The sequence below is a fragment of the Ovoidimarina sediminis genome (assembly GCF_032586175.1).
Lineage (GTDB): Bacteria > Pseudomonadota > Alphaproteobacteria > Rhodobacterales > Rhodobacteraceae > Ovoidimarina > Ovoidimarina sediminis.
Window position 1 is genome coordinate 89885 of sequence record NZ_JAWHTE010000006.1, and the last position, 17177, is coordinate 107061.

At 67.5% G+C, this 17177-nt stretch carries 17 protein-coding genes; 9 read left to right on the top strand and 8 right to left on the bottom strand.

From position 1 onward, the window contains the following. Positions 1-2: 2 nt before the first annotated feature. The gene (locus RXV90_RS09325) at positions 3-650 is read left to right on the top strand and encodes a phosphoribosyltransferase (protein WP_316648335.1); all 648 of its coding nucleotides are present in this window, start codon (positions 3-5) and stop codon (positions 648-650) included. 11 nt (positions 651-661) lie between these two features. On the opposite strand, the gene RXV90_RS09330 is transcribed toward RXV90_RS09325, so the two are convergent. Then, positions 662-1033 carry a hypothetical protein gene (locus tag RXV90_RS09330; protein WP_316648336.1) on the bottom strand — a complete coding sequence of 124 codons (372 nt, stop codon included), beginning with the start codon at positions 1031-1033 and terminating at the stop codon, positions 662-664. 158 nt (positions 1034-1191) lie between these two features. Beyond that, positions 1192-2139, bottom strand: a complete 948-nt coding sequence (locus tag RXV90_RS09335) for a DMT family transporter (RefSeq protein WP_316648337.1) — start codon at positions 2137-2139, stop codon at positions 1192-1194. A gap of 197 nt (positions 2140-2336) precedes the next feature. On the opposite strand from RXV90_RS09335, the gene RXV90_RS09340 reads away from it, so the two are divergent. The 7 genes from RXV90_RS09340 to RXV90_RS09370 all read left to right on the top strand — a co-directional run bounded on the left by RXV90_RS09340 (position 2337) and on the right by RXV90_RS09370 (position 10911). Then, the gene (locus RXV90_RS09340) at positions 2337-3359 is read left to right on the top strand and encodes a GlxA family transcriptional regulator (protein ID WP_316648338.1); all 1023 of its coding nucleotides are present in this window, start codon (positions 2337-2339) and stop codon (positions 3357-3359) included. A gap of 97 nt (positions 3360-3456) precedes the next feature. Then, the gene (locus tag RXV90_RS09345; RefSeq protein WP_316648339.1) at positions 3457-4596 is read left to right on the top strand and encodes an aromatic ring-hydroxylating oxygenase subunit alpha; all 1140 of its coding nucleotides are present in this window, start codon (positions 3457-3459) and stop codon (positions 4594-4596) included. 21 nt (positions 4597-4617) lie between these two features. After that, positions 4618-5415 (top strand): SDR family NAD(P)-dependent oxidoreductase, encoded by a 798-nt coding sequence (locus tag RXV90_RS09350; RefSeq protein WP_316648340.1) that lies wholly within the window; start codon positions 4618-4620, stop codon positions 5413-5415. Between the two features lie 169 nt (positions 5416-5584). Beyond that, entirely contained in the window at positions 5585-6319 is a 735-nt protein-coding gene (locus RXV90_RS09355; protein ID WP_316648342.1) for an SDR family NAD(P)-dependent oxidoreductase, read from the top strand. Beyond that, on the top strand, positions 6319-7257 hold the full coding sequence (locus tag RXV90_RS09360; RefSeq protein ID WP_316648343.1) for a 3-hydroxyacyl-CoA dehydrogenase NAD-binding domain-containing protein: 939 nt from the start codon (positions 6319-6321) through the stop codon (positions 7255-7257). The genes RXV90_RS09355 and RXV90_RS09360 overlap by 1 nt, the downstream gene beginning before the upstream one ends. Positions 7258-7436: 179 nt before the next feature. Next, positions 7437-10319 carry a bifunctional diguanylate cyclase/phosphodiesterase gene (locus tag RXV90_RS09365; RefSeq protein WP_316648344.1) on the top strand — a complete coding sequence of 961 codons (2883 nt, stop codon included), beginning with the start codon at positions 7437-7439 and terminating at the stop codon, positions 10317-10319. After that, on the top strand, positions 10312-10911 hold the full coding sequence (locus RXV90_RS09370) for a biliverdin-producing heme oxygenase (protein ID WP_316648345.1): 600 nt from the start codon (positions 10312-10314) through the stop codon (positions 10909-10911). Before RXV90_RS09365 ends, RXV90_RS09370 begins: the two co-directional genes overlap by 8 nt. Positions 10912-11072: 161 nt before the next feature. Here the strand turns inward: RXV90_RS09370 and RXV90_RS09375 are convergent, their stop codons facing one another. Both RXV90_RS09375 and RXV90_RS09380 read right to left on the bottom strand, forming a co-directional pair. Next, entirely contained in the window at positions 11073-12284 is a 1212-nt protein-coding gene (locus RXV90_RS09375; RefSeq protein WP_316648346.1) for an alpha-D-ribose 1-methylphosphonate 5-triphosphate diphosphatase, read from the bottom strand. Between the two features lie 135 nt (positions 12285-12419). Next, complete coding sequence (locus RXV90_RS09380) at positions 12420-13577, bottom strand: alpha-D-ribose 1-methylphosphonate 5-triphosphate diphosphatase (protein WP_316648347.1); 1158 nt, start codon at positions 13575-13577, stop codon at positions 12420-12422. 34 nt (positions 13578-13611) lie between these two features. Here RXV90_RS09380 and RXV90_RS09385 point away from each other — a divergent pair, with 34 nt between their 5' ends. Then, positions 13612-14283, top strand: coding sequence for a DUF1045 domain-containing protein (locus tag RXV90_RS09385; RefSeq protein WP_316648348.1), 672 nt, complete (start codon positions 13612-13614; stop codon positions 14281-14283). Here RXV90_RS09385 and phnN read toward each other — a convergent pair. From phnN to RXV90_RS09405, 4 genes are read right to left on the bottom strand one after another with little or no spacing between them, the layout of a single operon-like run. After that, positions 14265-14810, bottom strand: coding sequence for a phosphonate metabolism protein/1,5-bisphosphokinase (PRPP-forming) PhnN (gene phnN, locus RXV90_RS09390; RefSeq protein WP_316648349.1), 546 nt, complete (start codon positions 14808-14810; stop codon positions 14265-14267). The genes RXV90_RS09385 and phnN overlap by 19 nt on opposite strands. Then, a complete protein-coding gene (gene phnL / locus RXV90_RS09395) occupies positions 14807-15490 on the bottom strand; it encodes a phosphonate C-P lyase system protein PhnL (protein WP_316648350.1) in 684 nt (227 codons plus the stop codon). The genes phnN and phnL overlap by 4 nt, the downstream gene beginning before the upstream one ends. A gap of 12 nt (positions 15491-15502) precedes the next feature. Continuing rightward, a complete protein-coding gene (gene phnK, locus RXV90_RS09400; RefSeq protein ID WP_316648351.1) occupies positions 15503-16279 on the bottom strand; it encodes a phosphonate C-P lyase system protein PhnK in 777 nt (258 codons plus the stop codon). 10 nt (positions 16280-16289) lie between these two features. Continuing rightward, positions 16290-17147 carry an alpha-D-ribose 1-methylphosphonate 5-phosphate C-P-lyase PhnJ gene (locus RXV90_RS09405; RefSeq protein WP_316648352.1) on the bottom strand — a complete coding sequence of 286 codons (858 nt, stop codon included), beginning with the start codon at positions 17145-17147 and terminating at the stop codon, positions 16290-16292. Positions 17148-17177: the final 30 nt, after the last annotated feature.

Sequence of the window (17177 nt, forward strand, 5' to 3'; positions counted from 1 at the left end):
CCATGGCGATGTTCGAAAACCGTGCCGATGCGGGCCGCCAGCTTGCCGCGGCCCTGCCCGAGACAGACCCGGACAGCACCGTCGTGATCGCCCTTCCCAGGGGCGGCGTGCCCGTGGCCGCCGAAATCTGCGCGGCGCGCCATCTGCCAATGGATATCGTCCTCGTCCGCAAGATCGGCGCCCCGGGCCAGCCCGAACTCGCGGTCGGCGCGGTGGTCGATGGCGACAGGCCAGAGGTCACCGTGAACACACCCGTTGCACGGCAGTTCGGCCTCTCCCGCCCCGAGGTGGAAGGCCTGTCGAAACCGCTCCTTGAGGAAATCGAACGCCGCAGGCTCCGCTATCTGGGCGATCGTCCCCGGCCGGAAATCGCCGGCAAAACCCTGATCGTGGTCGATGACGGCGTCGCCACGGGAACGACGCTCCGCGCCAGCCTCGCTGCCCTGAAGGCCCGCAATCCCGCCGAAATCATCGTGGCCGTCCCCGTGGGGCCGAACGATCTGAAGGCCCGGCTCGCGGGCCTGGCCGACCGCGTCATCTGCCTGGGCGATCTGTCCTGGGGCGCGGTGGGCGCGTCCTATCGCGCGTTCGAACAGGTCGACGACGGCACGGTCGAAACCCTTCTCAAGGCCTTCGCACCAGGGGGCTGAGCCCCTTCACCTCAAAGCCGCTTGAGGTTCGCCGTCAGCCGCATCAAGGCGGCCAGGATCGCCTGTGCGAGCACCGGCGACTTTCCCGAACCCAGAACCGCGTCATTGTCGCGGATGCCCCCTTCGCGAAGCGTGCAGCGCCAGTGCCCGTCCCTGTCGTTCGCCCGCCCCCGGATATGAATGCTCCAGTCCGGATAGGCCCGGTCGACGATCAGCACCGCGCCATCCGTGCTGCCGATCGGATGGCCGAGCGCCTGAAGGTCGGTCGAAAGCTCGGGCAACAGAAAGCCAAGCGCGCGCGCAACCCCGTCGAAATCGGCCGGGCCCAGATCGCTGCACTCTTCCAGCGTATCGATCAGGATCTGAAGTTCCTGGTTCTGCATCTCCGGGGTCCCTCCAATCGTCCAGGACGGGCTTCGGCCAGGCCGAACGCCCTCTGTCACGATCCTAGAAACCCCGAAGCTTGCGGGGATTGATGCCGGTCAATCGGCAGAAACCGCCAGCGGCCCGCGGTCGTGCAAGTCCGGTCCGGGCAGGGGCATCAGATCGGCGGCGCCGCCCGCTCGGTCATCAGCTGCCGCGCCGTCACCCGCTCGCGGTGGATCATGTAAAGCCCCGAACCGATGATGATGGCGATGCCCGTCAGGGTCAGCGCGTTCGGGAAGTCGCGGAACACCAGGTATCCCAGCAGGGTCGCCACCGGCAATTCGAGGTACTGAAGCGGCGCCAGCGTGGCAGAGGGCGCCATCGACAGCGCATAGGTCATCATCATGTGGCTCAGCGCGGCGAAGAACCCGACCCCGAACAGCCAGAGCCACGCCCTGCCTGCGGGCCAGACCGGATCCAGCACCGCCGAGCCGGAACCATCGGCGAGTATCAGAACCGGGATGCACAGCAGGCTGGCCACAAGCCCGGTATAGAATTGCAGGGTCACGGGATGCATCTGGCGCGACAGCCCGCGGGTCACCAGGATGTAGGAGGCAAAGCAAACGGCGGTGCCCAGGGGAAACAGCGCCACCGCGCCGAAGGCCGCGAAACTCGGCTGGATCACGAACAGAACGCCCGCGAACCCCACAAGCGCCGCCCCAACCCGGCGCGGGCCCACATCCTCGCCAAGATAGAACTTGCCCACCAGCAACACGATGAAGGGCGCGATGAACACGATCGCCAGCGCATCGGCAAGCGGCATCACGCTGATCGCGGCGATGAAACAGAAGGTCGCGACCAGAAGGAAGACCGCGCGCAGAAACAGCGCCAGCCACCGCCCGCGCGCCACCCGCAGCGACAACCCCATCCCCAGAAGGAACGGCGCCATCAGCGCGCATTGCACCACGAACCGCGCGGCGGTGATCTGCCCCACCGGAACGCTGTCGGAGGCCAGCTTGGCGGCAACATCCAGAAGCGGCGCCGTCAGGCAGAAGCCCAGCATAAGCGCGACACCGGCAAGGATCCGGTCCGTCGAGGGGGGTGGGGATGTCGCGTCGCTCATGGGAAGCACCTACGCCCATCACCATGCCCCGTCCATGCGCATTCCGACGTCGAAGGGCCGTGCCGCCTGCGGCAAAATCAATCGTCGATCTTCCCGGCCCGGCGCACGGGATCCGCACGGCACCAGGCACTGACATTTTACCTGACTGGACGCATACTCTAATTGATCAGCCATCGAACCGGGAAGGATCATCGGCGTTGAAACACGGGCAGAAGACACGGGATGCCCCCGCCCGCCTGCATCTGGTGCTGACACCCGATTTCAACCTCGCGGCCACCATGGCCTTCGTCGATCCGTTTCGCGCGGCAAACTACCTCGAAGGCGTGACCCTGTTCCAGTGGCGGTTCCTGTCCGGCGAGGGCGGGATGGTGCGCGCCTCGAACGCGGCCGCCGTTATGACGGAGCCGCTGGAACCGGGGGCCGGCGAATCCGATGTCCTGATCGTGTCGTCCAGCTGGGAACCCGAGGCCCATCTGACGGGGCGCCTGCGCGCGGCCCTGCGCAGCGCGGCTGCGGCCGGTGTCACGCTGGGCGGGATCGACACGGGCGCGTTCATCCTGGCCCGGTCCGGGCTGCTCAACGGCCACCGCGCAACGGTGCATTACGAACATATCGATGCATTTCGAGAGCTTTTCCCAAAGGTCGACGTCACCGAAACCCTGTGGGTGTTCGACAGGTTGCGGATCACCTGTTGCGGCGGCGCGGCGACGACCGAATTCGCCCTCCACCTCCTGCAGCGCCTGAAAGGCAGCGCGCTGGCCAATGCCGCGGCCCGCTACGTGTTCTCCCAGCCGCTGCGCGATCACAACGCGCCGCAGGATCCGCAAACGACAGAGCCTCTGGGCGTCACCGTCCCCGAAAGCGTCCGCCGCGCGATCGACGTCATGGAAGACAACCTGGAACTGCCGCTGCCAATCGCCGAAATCTGCCGGCGGATCGGCATCTCGCACCGCCAGCTCGATCGCCTCTTCGATCGCTATGTCTGCACCTCGCCCGCGCTCTACTACCGCGACATCCGCCTTGATCGGGCCCGCGGGCTGGTGACGCAAACCAATCTCTCGATGGCCGAAATCGCCTATGCCAGCGGGTTTTCCAGCCAGGCCTATTTCAGCCGGGCCTATCGTGACAGGTTCGGCCTCGCCCCCAGCAAGGATCGGATCGAAGGCCGGATACCCTTCGAATTCCGGGCCTGGCCGATGCATCGCGGCCCCGAACGCTAGGCCATTCGCATCAAATCGACGGCCACCCAGATCAATACCGGCACCCGACGGAAAGCGCATACTCTGCCGGTGCGCACCCCGCGCGAAAGGGCCCCCGATGACGCCAGGACCGACCCGAAAGGATGTCGCCGCGATCCGCTCCGGGTACGATCCCGATCCCGCGCGCTCCCTCTCCCTCCGCGCAGAGGCCTATACGGATCCCTGCTGGTTCGCCGCCGATCGCGACGCGATCCTGCGCACCAGCTGGCAATGGGTGTGCCATGTCGAAAAGCTGCGCACCCCCGGGGCCTATGTCACCGCCGAGATCGCGGGCCATCCCATCGCGATCCTGCGCGATACGGGCGGAACGCTCCGTGCCTTCTACAACATCTGCAAGCACCGGGCACACGCGCTTCTGTCGGGCGAAGGCGAAACCAGGCGGCTGATGTGCCCCTATCACGCCTGGGTCTACACCCTCGAAGGCCGGCTGGTGCGCGCGCCCCATACCGAGAACCTCGTGGGTTTCGACGTGAAGGATATCTGCCTCGATCAGGTCCGGGTCGAGGCGTTCTGCGGCTTCGTCTTCGTCAACCTCGATCCCACCGCTCCGGCCCTGCGCGACCAGTCCGGCAATCTCGAAACCGAAATCCGCCACTGGGCGCCCGATATCGAAAGCCTGACCTTCGGCCACCGGCTCACCTACGACATCCGCGCGAACTGGAAGAACGTCGTCGACAATTTCCTGGAATGCTATCACTGCCCCACGGCGCACAAGGATTTCTGCGATCTGGTCGACATGGACACCTACAAGGTCACGACCCACGGCATCTATTCCAGCCACATGGCAGAGGCCGGTCAGGGCGCCAACAGCGCCTATGACGTCTCGAACGCGACGGTGCGCACGCATGCGGTCTGGTGGCTCTGGCCGACGACCTGCCTGATGCGCTATCCCGGCCGGTCTTCGATGATCGTGCTGAACATCATCCCGTTGGGGCCGGACAGGACGCTGGAAACCTATGATTTCTTCCTCGAAACGCCCGAACCGAACGAGATGGAGCGTGACGCGATCCGCTATCTCGACGAAGTGCTCCAGGTCGAGGATATCGGCCTCGTCGAAAGCGTGCAGCGCGGCATGTCCACGCCCGCCTTCACCCAGGGCCGGATCGTCCACGACCCGGACGGTTCGGGCAGATCCGAACACGCGGTGCACCATTTCCACGGGCTCGTTCTCGATGCCTACGAACGCGCCAGCACATGACATCGGTCGGGAAAGGCTGCCATGACCAGGCTTAACGGCAAGGTCGCGCTCGTCACGGGCGGGCGCGGCGGCATCGGGCGCGCCATCGTCGCGCGCTTCCGCCGCGACGGGGCCGAGGTCTATGCAGCTGACCTTGCGGAAGGCGGCAGCCGCCCCGGCGCCGCCCCTGACGACAGCCGCTTCCTCCGGCTCGACGTCGCCCGCGAAGACGCGGTCGTCGCGGCGATGGGCCAGGTCCGCGCCGATCATGGGCGGCTCGACATCCTGGTGAACGCCGCCGGCATCGAGATCGAGAAAACCATCGAACACACGACGCTCGAGGAATGGAACCGCTCCTTCGCGGTGAACGTCACGGGGACGTTCCTGACCTCGAAACACGCCCTGCCGCTTCTGCGCGCGGCGGCCCGGTCGGGGGCCGGCGCCTCCATCATCAACTTCGGCTCCTATGACGGGTTCATCGCCGATCCCGGCCTCGCGGCCTATTGCGCGACCAAGGGCGCAGTCCACGCCCTGACCCGCGCGATGGCCTGCGATCACGGTCCGGAAGGCATCCGCGTCAACGCGATCTGCCCGGGCTATATCGACACCCCGATGCTGCAGGGCTTCTTCGAAGGCGACGGGTCGGGCGGCGGCGGAAAGACGATCGACCAACTGCAACAGGCGGTGCGCGACGTACACCCCTTGCGCACCTACGGCACGCCGGAAGACGTGGCGAACCTCGTCACCTGGCTTGCCAGCGACGAGGCGCGCTATGCCAGCGGCCAGCTTTGGGTTCTGGACGGCGGGCTCAGCGCGCAGGTCCAGCAAATGAAGCTGTGAGGCCTGCCCCGGGCATACCGGCAGGGCTCACGAAGCGAAGGGACGGAAACATGACGACATCGATCAGTATCGCGATGGCCCGCGCCCCGGCCCTCATGAACGGGCGCGACAGGGGCGCCACGGCACCCGCCGCTCCGGCGCCGCTCCCACCGATGACGGCGGCACCCTGATGCGGCTCCTGGGCAAACGCGCCTTCGTCACCGGCGGGCGGCAAGGGATCGGCCGGGCGATCGTCGACGCTTACCTGGCCGAGGGCGCCGAGGTGATCTCCTGCGGTCGCGGCCCCATGCCCGGCGGGTTCCCCTGCGCCTGGCACAGCCTCGATGTCAGCGATCCGGCGGCGGTGGCGGCGGTGGGCGAGGCCATCGGCCCCCTCGACATCCTCGTGAACAACGCCGGCGTCCAGGTCGAAAAGACCGTCACCGAAACCTCCGATGCCGACTGGGATCACGTGATGGGCGTGAACGCACGCGGCGTCTTCAACTGCTGCCGCGCCTTCATCCCGGCGATGCGCGCGGGCGGCGCCATCGTCAACATAGGCTCGATCTCGGGCCAGGTCGCCGATCCCTCCATGGCGCTCTACAACGCGTCGAAGGCCTTCGTGCACGGGCTGACGCGCTCCATCGCGGTCGATCACGGCCCCGATCTGCGCTGCAACGCGATCTGCCCGGGATGGATCGAAACCGGCATGCTCGGCGCCGCGTTCGATCTGGCGCGCGATCCGGACGCGGCCAGGGCCGACGCGCTGGCCCGGCACCCGGTGCGCCGCTTCGGCAGACCCGCCGATGTCGCGTCCCTCGCGATCTGGCTGGCCTCGGACGAGGCCGGGTTCGCCACCGGCCAGCTCTTCACCCTCGATGGCGGCATGACGGCCGCCTCCCCCCTCACCCCCGGAGCCTTCTGATGCCGGATATCACGCACACCGCAGTTCTGGGCGCCGGCGTCATCGGGGCAAGCTGGGCGGCGCTGTTTCTGGCCGCGGGGCGGTCGGTCACGGTCTTCGATCCCGCGCCCGCGGCCGAGGCCCGCACCCGCGCCTATGTCGATACCGCGTGGCCCACGCTCACGGAGCTGGGGCTCACAGGGCGCGGCACGCCCGGGGCGCTGCGCTTCGCCGGCTCGGCGGAAGAAGCCGTGGCAGAGGCCGGTTTCATCCAGGAAAACCTGCCGGAACGGCTGCCCCTCAAGCACGATCTCTTTGCCCGGATCGAAGCCGCGCTCCCGCCCGCCGCGATCCTCTCCAGTTCCACCTCCGGCCTCACGCTCGAGGCCCTGCAACAGGGCTGGCGCAACCCCGCGCCCCTGATCCTCGGCCACCCGTTCAACCCGCCGCACCTGATCCCGCTCGTCGAACTGACGGCCAACGCGGCCACGGGGCCGGGCATCCTGGAACGGGCCGAGGCCTTCTATGCCGACATCGGCAAGGTCACGATCCGCATCAGGAAGGGCATGCCGGGCCACATCGCGAACCGCCTGCAGGCCGCGGTCTGGCGCGAGGCGGTGCATATGGCCGTGGAAGGCGTGGCGAGTGTCGGCGATATCGACAAGGCGATGTGGGCCGGTCCCGGCCTGCGCTGGGCGGCGATGGGGCCGACGATGCTGTTCAACCTCGGCGCGGGCGACGGCGGCCTGCAGGCGTTCTGCGACCATTTCCGCGACACGTTCAACAGCTGGTGGGATGATCTGGGGCAGATCCACCTGACCGACGAGGTGATCGAAACGCTGGTCGCCGGCATCCGGCAAGAGGCCGGCGGGCAAAGCCCGTCCGAACTGGCGGCCCGGCGCGACGCCATGATCGTGGCCCTGCAGCGCGCGCTCGGGGATATGCGCCGGTCCGCCTGATCGCGCCGGGTGCGGGGCCTGCCCATGGTCGCCGCCCCCGGCCGGTCACCGCGAACACGCGGTGAACGCCCCGGAAAACCCCGCACAATCGGGTGAATTCACGATGACATCTGGCCAGGCTGAACCTTTGATAAAGGGTTGCACGCTAGGCGAACGCAAAGAGTTCAGGAGTGGCGTCGATGCCTTCTCACAAACAAGCAGCCCTGGATCTGGTTGCCTGCGAGCAGGAGCCGATTCACGCACCCGAAGCCATTCAGGCGGCCTGCGCCCTGCTGCTGTTCGATATCCGGACACAGAAACTTGTCGCGGCAAGCGACAACCTCGAAGCGTATTTCGGCGAAAACGTAAGGGATCTGATCGGCCACGGGCCCGACCGGTTCGTCCGCGCGCCTGACGACAAGGCACTGGCCGGCTTCATGGAAAACCCCTCGAAGACTCCCGTGTCGCGCCACCTCGAACTGGCGGGCCCGGGCGAACAATGGGTGCGCCTGTTCCGGACGGAGGATCTTCTTGGGGTCGAGATCGATACCTTCGAAAACGCCGAAGAAGACGTGGTGACCAACGGGCTCGGAACCGGCGACGCGATCCATGAAATGGCGGAACTGGCCGCGCAGGCCGGCTCGGCAAGGACGGAAGAGATCCGGCACTTGACGGCGATGGTGGCCGGCGGCTTCCGCCGCCTTTCCGGATACGACCGGGTCATGATCTACCGGTTCGACACCGACTGGAACGGGGATGTGATCGCCGAGTCACGCGCCGATCATGTGGCGGACTCTTTCCTCGGCCTCAGCTTTCCCTCCTCCGACATCCCCCGCCAGGCCCGCGCGCTGTTCCTGCGCAACCGCCTGCGCCCGATCATCGACCTGTCGCGCCCGCCGGTCCCGCTTGTCCCGGGCCGGCATCCGGCAACGGGCGGGCCGATCGATCTGTCGGATTGCTCGGTGCGGGGCGTGTCGCCGGTGCACGTCGAATACCTTCAGAACATGGGCGTCGGCGCCACGCTGAACATCGCCCTCGTGGTCGACAGACAGCTCTGGGGCCTGATCTCCTGCCATCACTACACCCCGCCCTACCGCCTGACGCCGGGCCGGTCCTCGGCCTGCCAGATCTTTGCAGAGGCGTTTTCCGCCACCCTGACGCAGATTGCGGATCGCGAGAATTCCAGAACCCTGACCGACGTGCGCGCCGCCATGGCGGATCTGCGCAACCGCGCGATGCAGGACGGAGCCGCCGGGGCCATGGAAGGCATACCCGGCGACAGCGAGGAAACGCTCCTCCGGATGGTCAATGCCGATGGCCTCTACCTGCGACTGGAAAACACCGAGTACATGTTCGGCGCCGTGCCCGAACCGGGCCTGCTGACGGAACTCCGCGAAAGGATCGCGGTGCAGTTGACGGGTGACGCGCAGGTCTTTTCAACCCATTTCGCCGCCGGGTTGTGGGAGGATCTGGAAAGGCGCCTGCTGCCCGGCGCGGCCGGTCTGCTGGCCTGTCGCGGCCAGTCCGGCCTCTACGAACTGATCGCCTTCAGGAAGCAACGGGAACTACAGCTGACATGGGGCGGCGATCCCTACAAACGGGTACAGCCCCAGTCTGCGGATGAACGCCTGCACCCCCGCGCGTCGTTCGAGAAATACGGCGAGAAGGTCGAAAACCGCTCTACACCGTGGACCAGGTCGGATCAGATCGCCGCACAGGAAACCGCCACCGGGTTAAGCGAAATCGGCTGGCTGCTGGAGTGGCGAAGATCCGAGGCCAGGCTGGCCGCGGCGCGCGCGAAAACGGAACGCAAGGCGCTTCACGACAGTCTGACGGAGCTGCCGAACCGCCGCCACCTGTCGCACGTGTTCGACACGAAGGGTTCCGCATTCTCAACCCTCCTGCACATCGATCTCGACGGGTTCAAACAGATCAATGAAACGGCCGGTCACATGACGGGCGACCATGTCCTCACGGTGGCGGCCGAACGCCTGCGCGGCGTGTGCCGCGAGGGCGATTTCTGCGCCCGGATCGGCGGCGACGAATTCATCGTTCTGACCCGGGCGGGGACGGATCTGGAAACCACCCGCCGCCTTGGCCAGCAGATCATCAGCAGGATGTCGCGCGAGGTCGACCATGATGGCGAGGCCTACAGGTTCGGCGCAAGCGTCGGCGTCGCCGACATCGGCGGCGGCAACCATCCGCTCGATCACATCCTGCACTGTGCGGACGTCGCGCTTAACGAATCCAAGCGGAACGGGCGCGGCACGGTCACGGTCTTTTCGCAGGAGCTGGAAGATCGGCTTCTGAAGAAAAAGAAGATGTCCGACGAGATTCAGAACGGCATCCGCGACGATCAGTTCAAGCCCTGGTATCAGCCCCAGTTTTCGGCCGACACTCACGAACTCGTGGGGGTCGAAGCCCTGATCCGCTGGAACCACCCGGTCCAGGGCGTTCTTGCGCCGGAACGGTTCCTGTCCCTCGCCGAAGGCATGGATCAGATCGCCACCATCGACGCGATCAGCCTGCGCAAGGCGATCGAGGACAACCGCCGCTGGTCGGCCGCCGGCCTGAACATCCCCAAGATCTTCCTCAACCTTTCCGCGCGCCGGCTGAGCGACCCCCAGTTGGTCGACGACGTGAAGGGGGCGGATATCCCGACCGACAAGCTCTCGTTCGAACTGCTGGAAACGATCTACCTCGACGAGATGGACGACGCGATGGATTGGACGATCGACGCGCTGCGCGACCTGGGCATCACGCTGCAGGTCGACGATTTCGGCACCGGGCGCACATCCATCGTCGGCCTTGTCAGACTCAGGCCGGACCGGCTCAAGATCGACCGCCAGCTTGTCGATCCGATCGTCCGGTCAGAGCAGGCGCGCGCCCTGATCGCGTCGATCGTCGAAATCGGTCAATCGCTCGGGATCGGCGTGACCGCCGAGGGCGTCGAGACAATGGAACACGCGCAATTGCTGCGCGAACTCGGGTGCACCGTGCTGCAAGGCTTTGCCTTCGCCCGCCCGATGACGGCCGACGACCTCGCGAAATTCCTGCTGGGCCGGAGGCACCGGGTTGCCTGATCGCAAGGCCCCCGCCCTGTCGGGATGCGCCCTGCTGCAGAACGTCACCGCCCGGGCCCACAGAACGCTCGAGGCACATCCCCTGCTGGCCGCATTGATGCGCGATGCCGTGCGCGAAGAAACCTACAGCCGGGTTCTTCAGGCCTTCGCGGCCTACCATGCGATGTGGGAACCCGCCGTCTTCGAGGCGCTCGAAACCCATGTCGGCGCCTCCTTCCTGGCTCCGCGCCGAAAACTTCCCCTGATCGCAAGGGATCTCGCCGGTCTGAACCTGCCCCTGCCCGAACCCGGGCGGCTGGGCCCCCTCACCCTCGGCGAAGCGCTCGGCAGGTTCTACGTGCAGGAAGGGGCGACGCTGGGGGGTGTCGTGATACGAAAGCACCTGACCCGCGCCCTGCCGTCCGAGGCCCGGAACCACATGGCCTATTTCAAAGGATACGGCTCCGGCACCGCGGCCATGTGGGCCCGAAGCTGCAAGGAAATCGACCGCCTGACCGCACGGAAACCGGTGTTGAGCGCGGCGGCCGCAGGCGCGCAGGCGGCGTTTTCGGAACTCGGGGCCCAGATCGAAGCAATGGGGGAAGCGGCCTGAAACCGGCGCCGGGCCGACCGTTCCGAAGGCCGTCCACTCCGTCGCACCGCGCTCCTGCCTGAACCGCCCCCGGGCCTGCAAAAAGGGCTCGTCCCGCACCACCTCACAGGGGATGGATTGAAATCGACCCGGCGGCTTGCCCCGATCCGCGCGCCGGTCACCTATCGCCTCGGCGCGCCGCGATAGGCCGGGCGGCCGGCAACCCAGGTGCCCAGGATCGCGGGGGCATGGCCGTCGGGCCAGTCGAGCAGAACCAGATCGGCGCTCAGCCCCGGCGCGATCCGCCCGCGGTCCTCCAGCCCCATCCCCCGCGCCGGCCCGTCCGACACGACCGACCACAGCGCCAGCCTGCCGGCGCGGCGCTCTGCATCCAGCCGGGTGATCGCGGCCAGCATCGCCGGATAGAAATAATCCGAGGCCAGCGCATCGCACAGCCCCGCCTCGATCATGTCCGCGGCCCCCAGCGATCCGATATGGCTGCCGCCCCGCGCGGCATTCGGCGCACCGAACACGATCGGATCGCCATGGGCCCGCGCGGCCTCCACCGCCTCCAGAACCATCGGAAACTCCGATACCCGCGCCCCGAGGCCCCGGAAGAAGCCGCGCGTTTCGGCGCGGGTGTCGTCGTGGCTCAGCATCGGCGCCCCGGCGGCCCGCCCCATCTCCGCAACCTCCGCGATGACATCGGGCACCGCATCGCGCCGGCCACAGATCTCGCCCAGAAGCGCGATATAGGCATCCTCGTCCATCCCGGCGCGATGCGCCATCGATGCCGTCCGCGTCTTCATCCGCGCATCGTCCAGCGCGGCGATCGAGAAATCGGGCGAAAACTCGAAGGCCCGCTCCTGGACCGGCACGTCATAGTCGCGCATCGTCATCGAGGTGTGATCGTTGAACGCAATCGACGGGCACAGCGCCGTGCCCAGCGCCCAGCGGATCGCGTCAAGCGCCTCGAAGGCGAAGGTTTCCCAGCGAAGCTGCACCCGGTTCTCCACCGTCAGGCGCGGCGCGAGATCAAGAATGCCCTCCATCAGCGCCCGCCCACGCGCCACGTCGCGCAACCCCGGCTCCCAGCCCAGCGTGATCGCGTGATAGCCGGTCGCGATCCCGTTCGAGGCCAGCTGCCGGTCGGTGTCGATGATCGCCGTCTCCAGCGGGAAATAGACGCCGGGCCGCGGCATCAGCTGGCGTTCGAAGGCATCGCCGTGCAGGTCGATCATCGCGGGCGCCAGGATCAGCCCCCGCGCATCCACCACCTCGCCCATCGGCGGGCCGCCGATCTCCGCGATCCGGCCATCGGCCACGCAGACGGTCGTCTCGGCGATCTCGCCGGGCAGAAATACCGTCGCGCCTTCGAAACTCGTCAGTGACATGGGTCAGCCGCGGTCCACGATCATGTGCCAGTGCCGGGATCCTGGGCGCTCGTGCTCGCGATCCTCACGCCAGAGTATCTCGAAACCGGTGAACAGCGCCAGAAGCGTCGGAACGAAATCCCTCCCCGCCGCCGCTCACGCGACGCGCCGGCCCCGCGACCAGACGCGCCGGATCACCGGCGTCGTGCCGATCTGCCGCGCCTGTACCAGATCGGCGCGCCATCCCGCCTCGATCCGCCCCCGATCGGTCAGCCCCGCCGCCGCCGCCGGGTTTTCCGAAACGCAGGCCACCGCGCGGGGCAGATCGCCCCAGATCTCCGCCAGCCGGAACGCCGACAAGAGAAGCGCGGCAGGCACGTAATCGGAAGAGATGATGTCCAGCCGCCCGGCCTCCGCAAGCTCCGCCGCCGCAACGTTGCCCGAATGCGATCCGCCCCGAATGATGTTCGGCGCCCCCATCATCACCGCGATGCCGGTCGCGTGACAGGCCTCCGCCGCCTCCAGCGTGGTGGGAAACTCCGCAAAGCGCACGCCGTGGCCCTTCGACACCCGCACCTGTCCGGCGGTCGTGTCGTCGTGGCTCGCCAGCACCGCGCCAAGGCGTCTGGCCTCCCCCACGGCCCCGGCCTCGTGCCTGGCGCCGACCCGCGCCTGCAGCGATTTCAGGCGGGCCACATGATCGGCGAATTCCGCATCCGGCAGGTTCCGCTTCTTGCCGATATAGGTCTTCAGCGCCGACAGATCCCTGAACTGGCGCTGCCCCGGGGTGTGATCCATCAGGCTGACGATGCCCACGCGGTCCTCCGGGCCGAACGCGGCCATCTCCTCCAGCAGGGTCTCCGAACAGATCTCGGCCCGCAGATGCAGGAAATGACTGATCTTCAGATCGCCATCGGCGCGCAGAAGCAGGATCTCGTCGGCAAGCTTCCGGGCATAGGCGTCAAGGCGCGTCTTGCCGCCGGTGATCGATCCCACGCGCAGCGCATCGAAAACGGTCGTGATCCCGGTCGAGGCCAGCTCCGCATCATGCGCCAGGATCGCGGGCAGATGCGGCCAGTTCACGCGCGGGCGGGGCTCGATATGCCGCTCCAGGTTGTCGGTGTGAAGCTCCACGAGCCCCGGCATCAGGAAATCGCCCTGGCAATCCCGCGCGCCCGGCGGCACGTGATCGCCCTCTTCGACCTCCGTGATCAGCCCGTCCTCGAACGTAACCCGGCCGGTCACCACCCGGTCCTTCAGCACAAGCCGCGCATTCGCCAGGCACTGGGCATTTGACTCGCTGGTGTCACTCATGTCTGCCATGTCGCCGTCAGACGTCGGAGGTCTCATGTCATATTCCCGCTTTGCGCTTTATTACCTGCCGCCCGACGAGGCGCTGGCCGCCTTCGGCGCGGCCTGGCTCGGATGGGATGTGGCGGCGGGCCGGCCGGTGCCGCAGCCTGCCCTCGACGGGATAGACGCCGTCACGGCGACGCCCCGCAAATACGGCTGTCACGGCACGCTGAAGCCGCCCTTTGCGCTGGCTGACGGCCATACGCCCGACGATCTCGCCCGGGCGGTGGCGCACCTCGCCGCATCCCTTGCGCCCGCGCGCGCCGACGGCCTCGCCCTCGGCCGCCTCGGTCATTTCCTCGCCCTCGTGCCCAACGGCGACGGCGGCGGCATCGCCCGTGTCGCGGCGGCCTGCGTCCGCGGCGTCGATGCGTTCCGCGCGCCCCCGGACGAGGCCGAACTGGCGCACCGCCGCGCCGCCGGTCTCAGCGCACGGCAGGAAAGGATGCTCGCCACCTGGGGCTACCCTTACGTGATGGAGGAGTTCCGCTTCCACATCACCCTGACGGGCCGCCTCGCCCCCGAGGCCCTCGATCTCTGGAACGCCACGCTTCGCGACGCGCTTCCGCCCCTCCCCGCCCCCTTCGATCTCGACACGATCGCGCTGGTCGGCGAACGCCGGGACGGGTGCTTCGAACTGATCCAACGCTACGCCCTCACCGGTTGAAGGGCGGCCAGGGCGGCGGTCACGGCCTCGTCCAGCGTGCCATCGTTCCGGATCGTGATCGCCTCGATCCCTTCGGGCAGGGGGCTGGCGTCACGGCTCAGCCGGTCCGCGATCTCCCCGGGCGTTTCCCGCCCCCGCCCCGCCAGCCGCTCCGCCAGCACCGCCGCATCCGCGGTCACGTTCAGAACCGTCAGCCGCGGAAGCAGCGCCGCCGCCTCCGCCAGCGCCCCGCGCGAGACATTCGCGATACAGTCGGCCCCCGCCAGAACCTCCTCCAGCACGGCGGCCGGTATCCCGTACTGCAGGCCATGCGCCGCCCAGCTCACGCAGAACGCCCCCCGCGCCTCCGCCGCCCGGAACGCCTCGGGCGTCACCGCCTCATAGGCCTCGCCGCCAAGGCCGGGCGCACGCGTGATGACGCGCCGCACCAGCCGCATTTGCGGCGCGGCGGCGGCAAGCCCCTGCAGGATGCTGTCCTTGCCAGTCCCGGACGGCCCGACCACGGCGATCAGCCGGCCCGCCGTCATGCCGCGCTCCGGGGCGCAAACACCGTCACGTCAAGCACCCGGTCGCACACCCGCGCCCGCACCGCCTCGTCGTGAAAGATCCCCACGATCGCCGCCCCCCGCGCCTTCGCCTCCTCGATCAGGCCCAGAACCACCTCGCGGTTCGCCGCATCGAGGCTCGCCGTCGGCTCGTCCAGAAGCATCGCGGGATAGCCATGCGCAAACCCCCGCGCGATGTTCACCCGCTGCTGTTCGCCCCCCGAAAACGTGGTGGGCGACAGCGGCCACAGCGCTTCCGGGATATTGAGCCGCATGAGCAGATCCCGCGCCCGCGCCTCCGCCTCTTCCGCCGTCACCCCCAACGAGCGCAACGGCTCGGCCACCACCTGAAGCGTCGGCACCCGCGGCACGACCCGCAGAAACTGGCTCACATAGCCCAGAACCTCGCGCCGGATCCGGATCACCTCGCGCGCCTCCGCGCCCACAATATCGGTCCCCGCCACCCGGATATGCCCGCCCTGCGCGCGATAATTGCCATAGATCATGCGCATCAGCGTCGATTTCCCCGCCCCCGACGCACCCGTCAGCGCCACGCACTCGCCCGGGCCAACCGTCAGATCCACCCCCTCAAGCACGTCGATCACCGCGCCGCCCTGGGTGTGAAGGGTAAAGGATTTCCCGACATCTCTGAGTTCGATCATGGAAATTCCGCCTCAGACCTGCAGCACGGAGCTGACCAGAAGTTGCGTATAGGCATGCTGCGGATCGTCCAGCACCTGGTCGGTCAGCCCCGCCTCCACCACATGCCCCGATTTCATCACCATCAGCCGGTCCGCCAGAAGCCGCACCACCGCAAGGTCATGGGTCACGATCACCGCCGCAAGCCCCATATCCCGCACAAGCCCGCGCAGAAGGTCGAGAAGCCGCGCCTGAACGCTCACGTCCAGACCGCCGGTGGGCTCGTCCATGAACACAAGCCTCGGCCCCGTCACCAGGTTCCGCGCGATCTGAAGCCGCTGCTGCATGCCGCCCGAAAACGTCGTGGGCCGGTCGTCGATGCGGCCTGCATCGATCTCCACCCGGTCAAGCCAGTCGACGGCGCGCGCGCGGATGTCGCCGTAATGCCGCGCGCCCACGGCCATCAGCCGCTCGCCCACGTTCCCGCCCGCCGACACGCCCATCCGCAAACCGTCGCGCGCATGCTGGTGCACGAAGGCCCAGTCGGTGCGCGACAGCATCCGCCGCTCCGGCTCGCTCATCGTCAGGGTGTCGCGGGGTCCATCGTTGCGGGTGTCGAAGATCACCTCTCCCGCATCGGGCGGCACCAGCCCCGCCATACAGTTGAGAAGCGTCGATTTCCCCGATCCGCTTTCCCCCACGATCCCCATAACCTCGCCGGGGTAAAGATCGAACGACACGCCGGCACAGCCGATCTGCGCGCCATAGCGCTTCGAAAGCCCCCGCACCGAAAGAAGCGCCCCGTCGCTCATACCCGGCCGCTCATACCGCGTTCCTCCCTTTGTGGCCCGCCGCCCGGCGCGTCTCGCAGTAATCGGTGTCCGAACAGACAAACATCCGCCCGCCCGCGTCATCGACGATCACCTCGTCGAGATAGCTCTCCTCCGCCCCGCACAACCCGCAGGGATGATCCGCCTTCGATGGCGCGAACGGGTGATCCTCGAAATCAAGGCTGACCGAAACCGTATAGGGCGGCAGGGCGTAGATCCGCTGCTCCCGCCCCGCCCCGAAAAGCTGGATCGCCGGGCAATCCCGCAGCTTCGGATTGTCGAATTTCGGAATCGGCGAGGGATCCATCACATAGCGGTCCTCCACCATCACCGGATAGGCATAGGAGGTCGCGATATGGCCGTGCCGCGAAATATCCTCGTAAAGCTTCACATGCATCAGCCCGTAATCCGACAGGGCATGCATCTTCCGTGTCTCGCTCTCGCGCGGTTCCAGAAAGCGCAGCGGCTCGGGGATCGGCACCTGGTAGACCAGGATCTGCCCCTCGGCCAGATCCGCCTCCGGGATGCGGTGGCGGGTCTGGATGACCGTGGCCTCCTCGGTGCGCGTCGTCGTTTCGATCCCTGCGGTGCGCTGAAAGAAACTGCGGATCGACACGGCATTCGTCGTGTCGTCGGCCCCCTGGTCGATCACCTTCAGCCGGTCCTCGGGCGTCAGCACGGCGGCCGAAACCTGCACCCCCCCGGTGCCCCAGCCATAGGGCATCGGCATCTCGCGGCTCGCGAACGGCACCTGGTATCCGGGGATCGCCAGCCCTTTCAGGATCGCCCGCCGGATCATCCGCTTGGTCTGTTCGTCGAGATAGGCGAAATTATAGGCTTCATCCGTCACGGTATCGACACTTTCACCTCGCAGATTGCC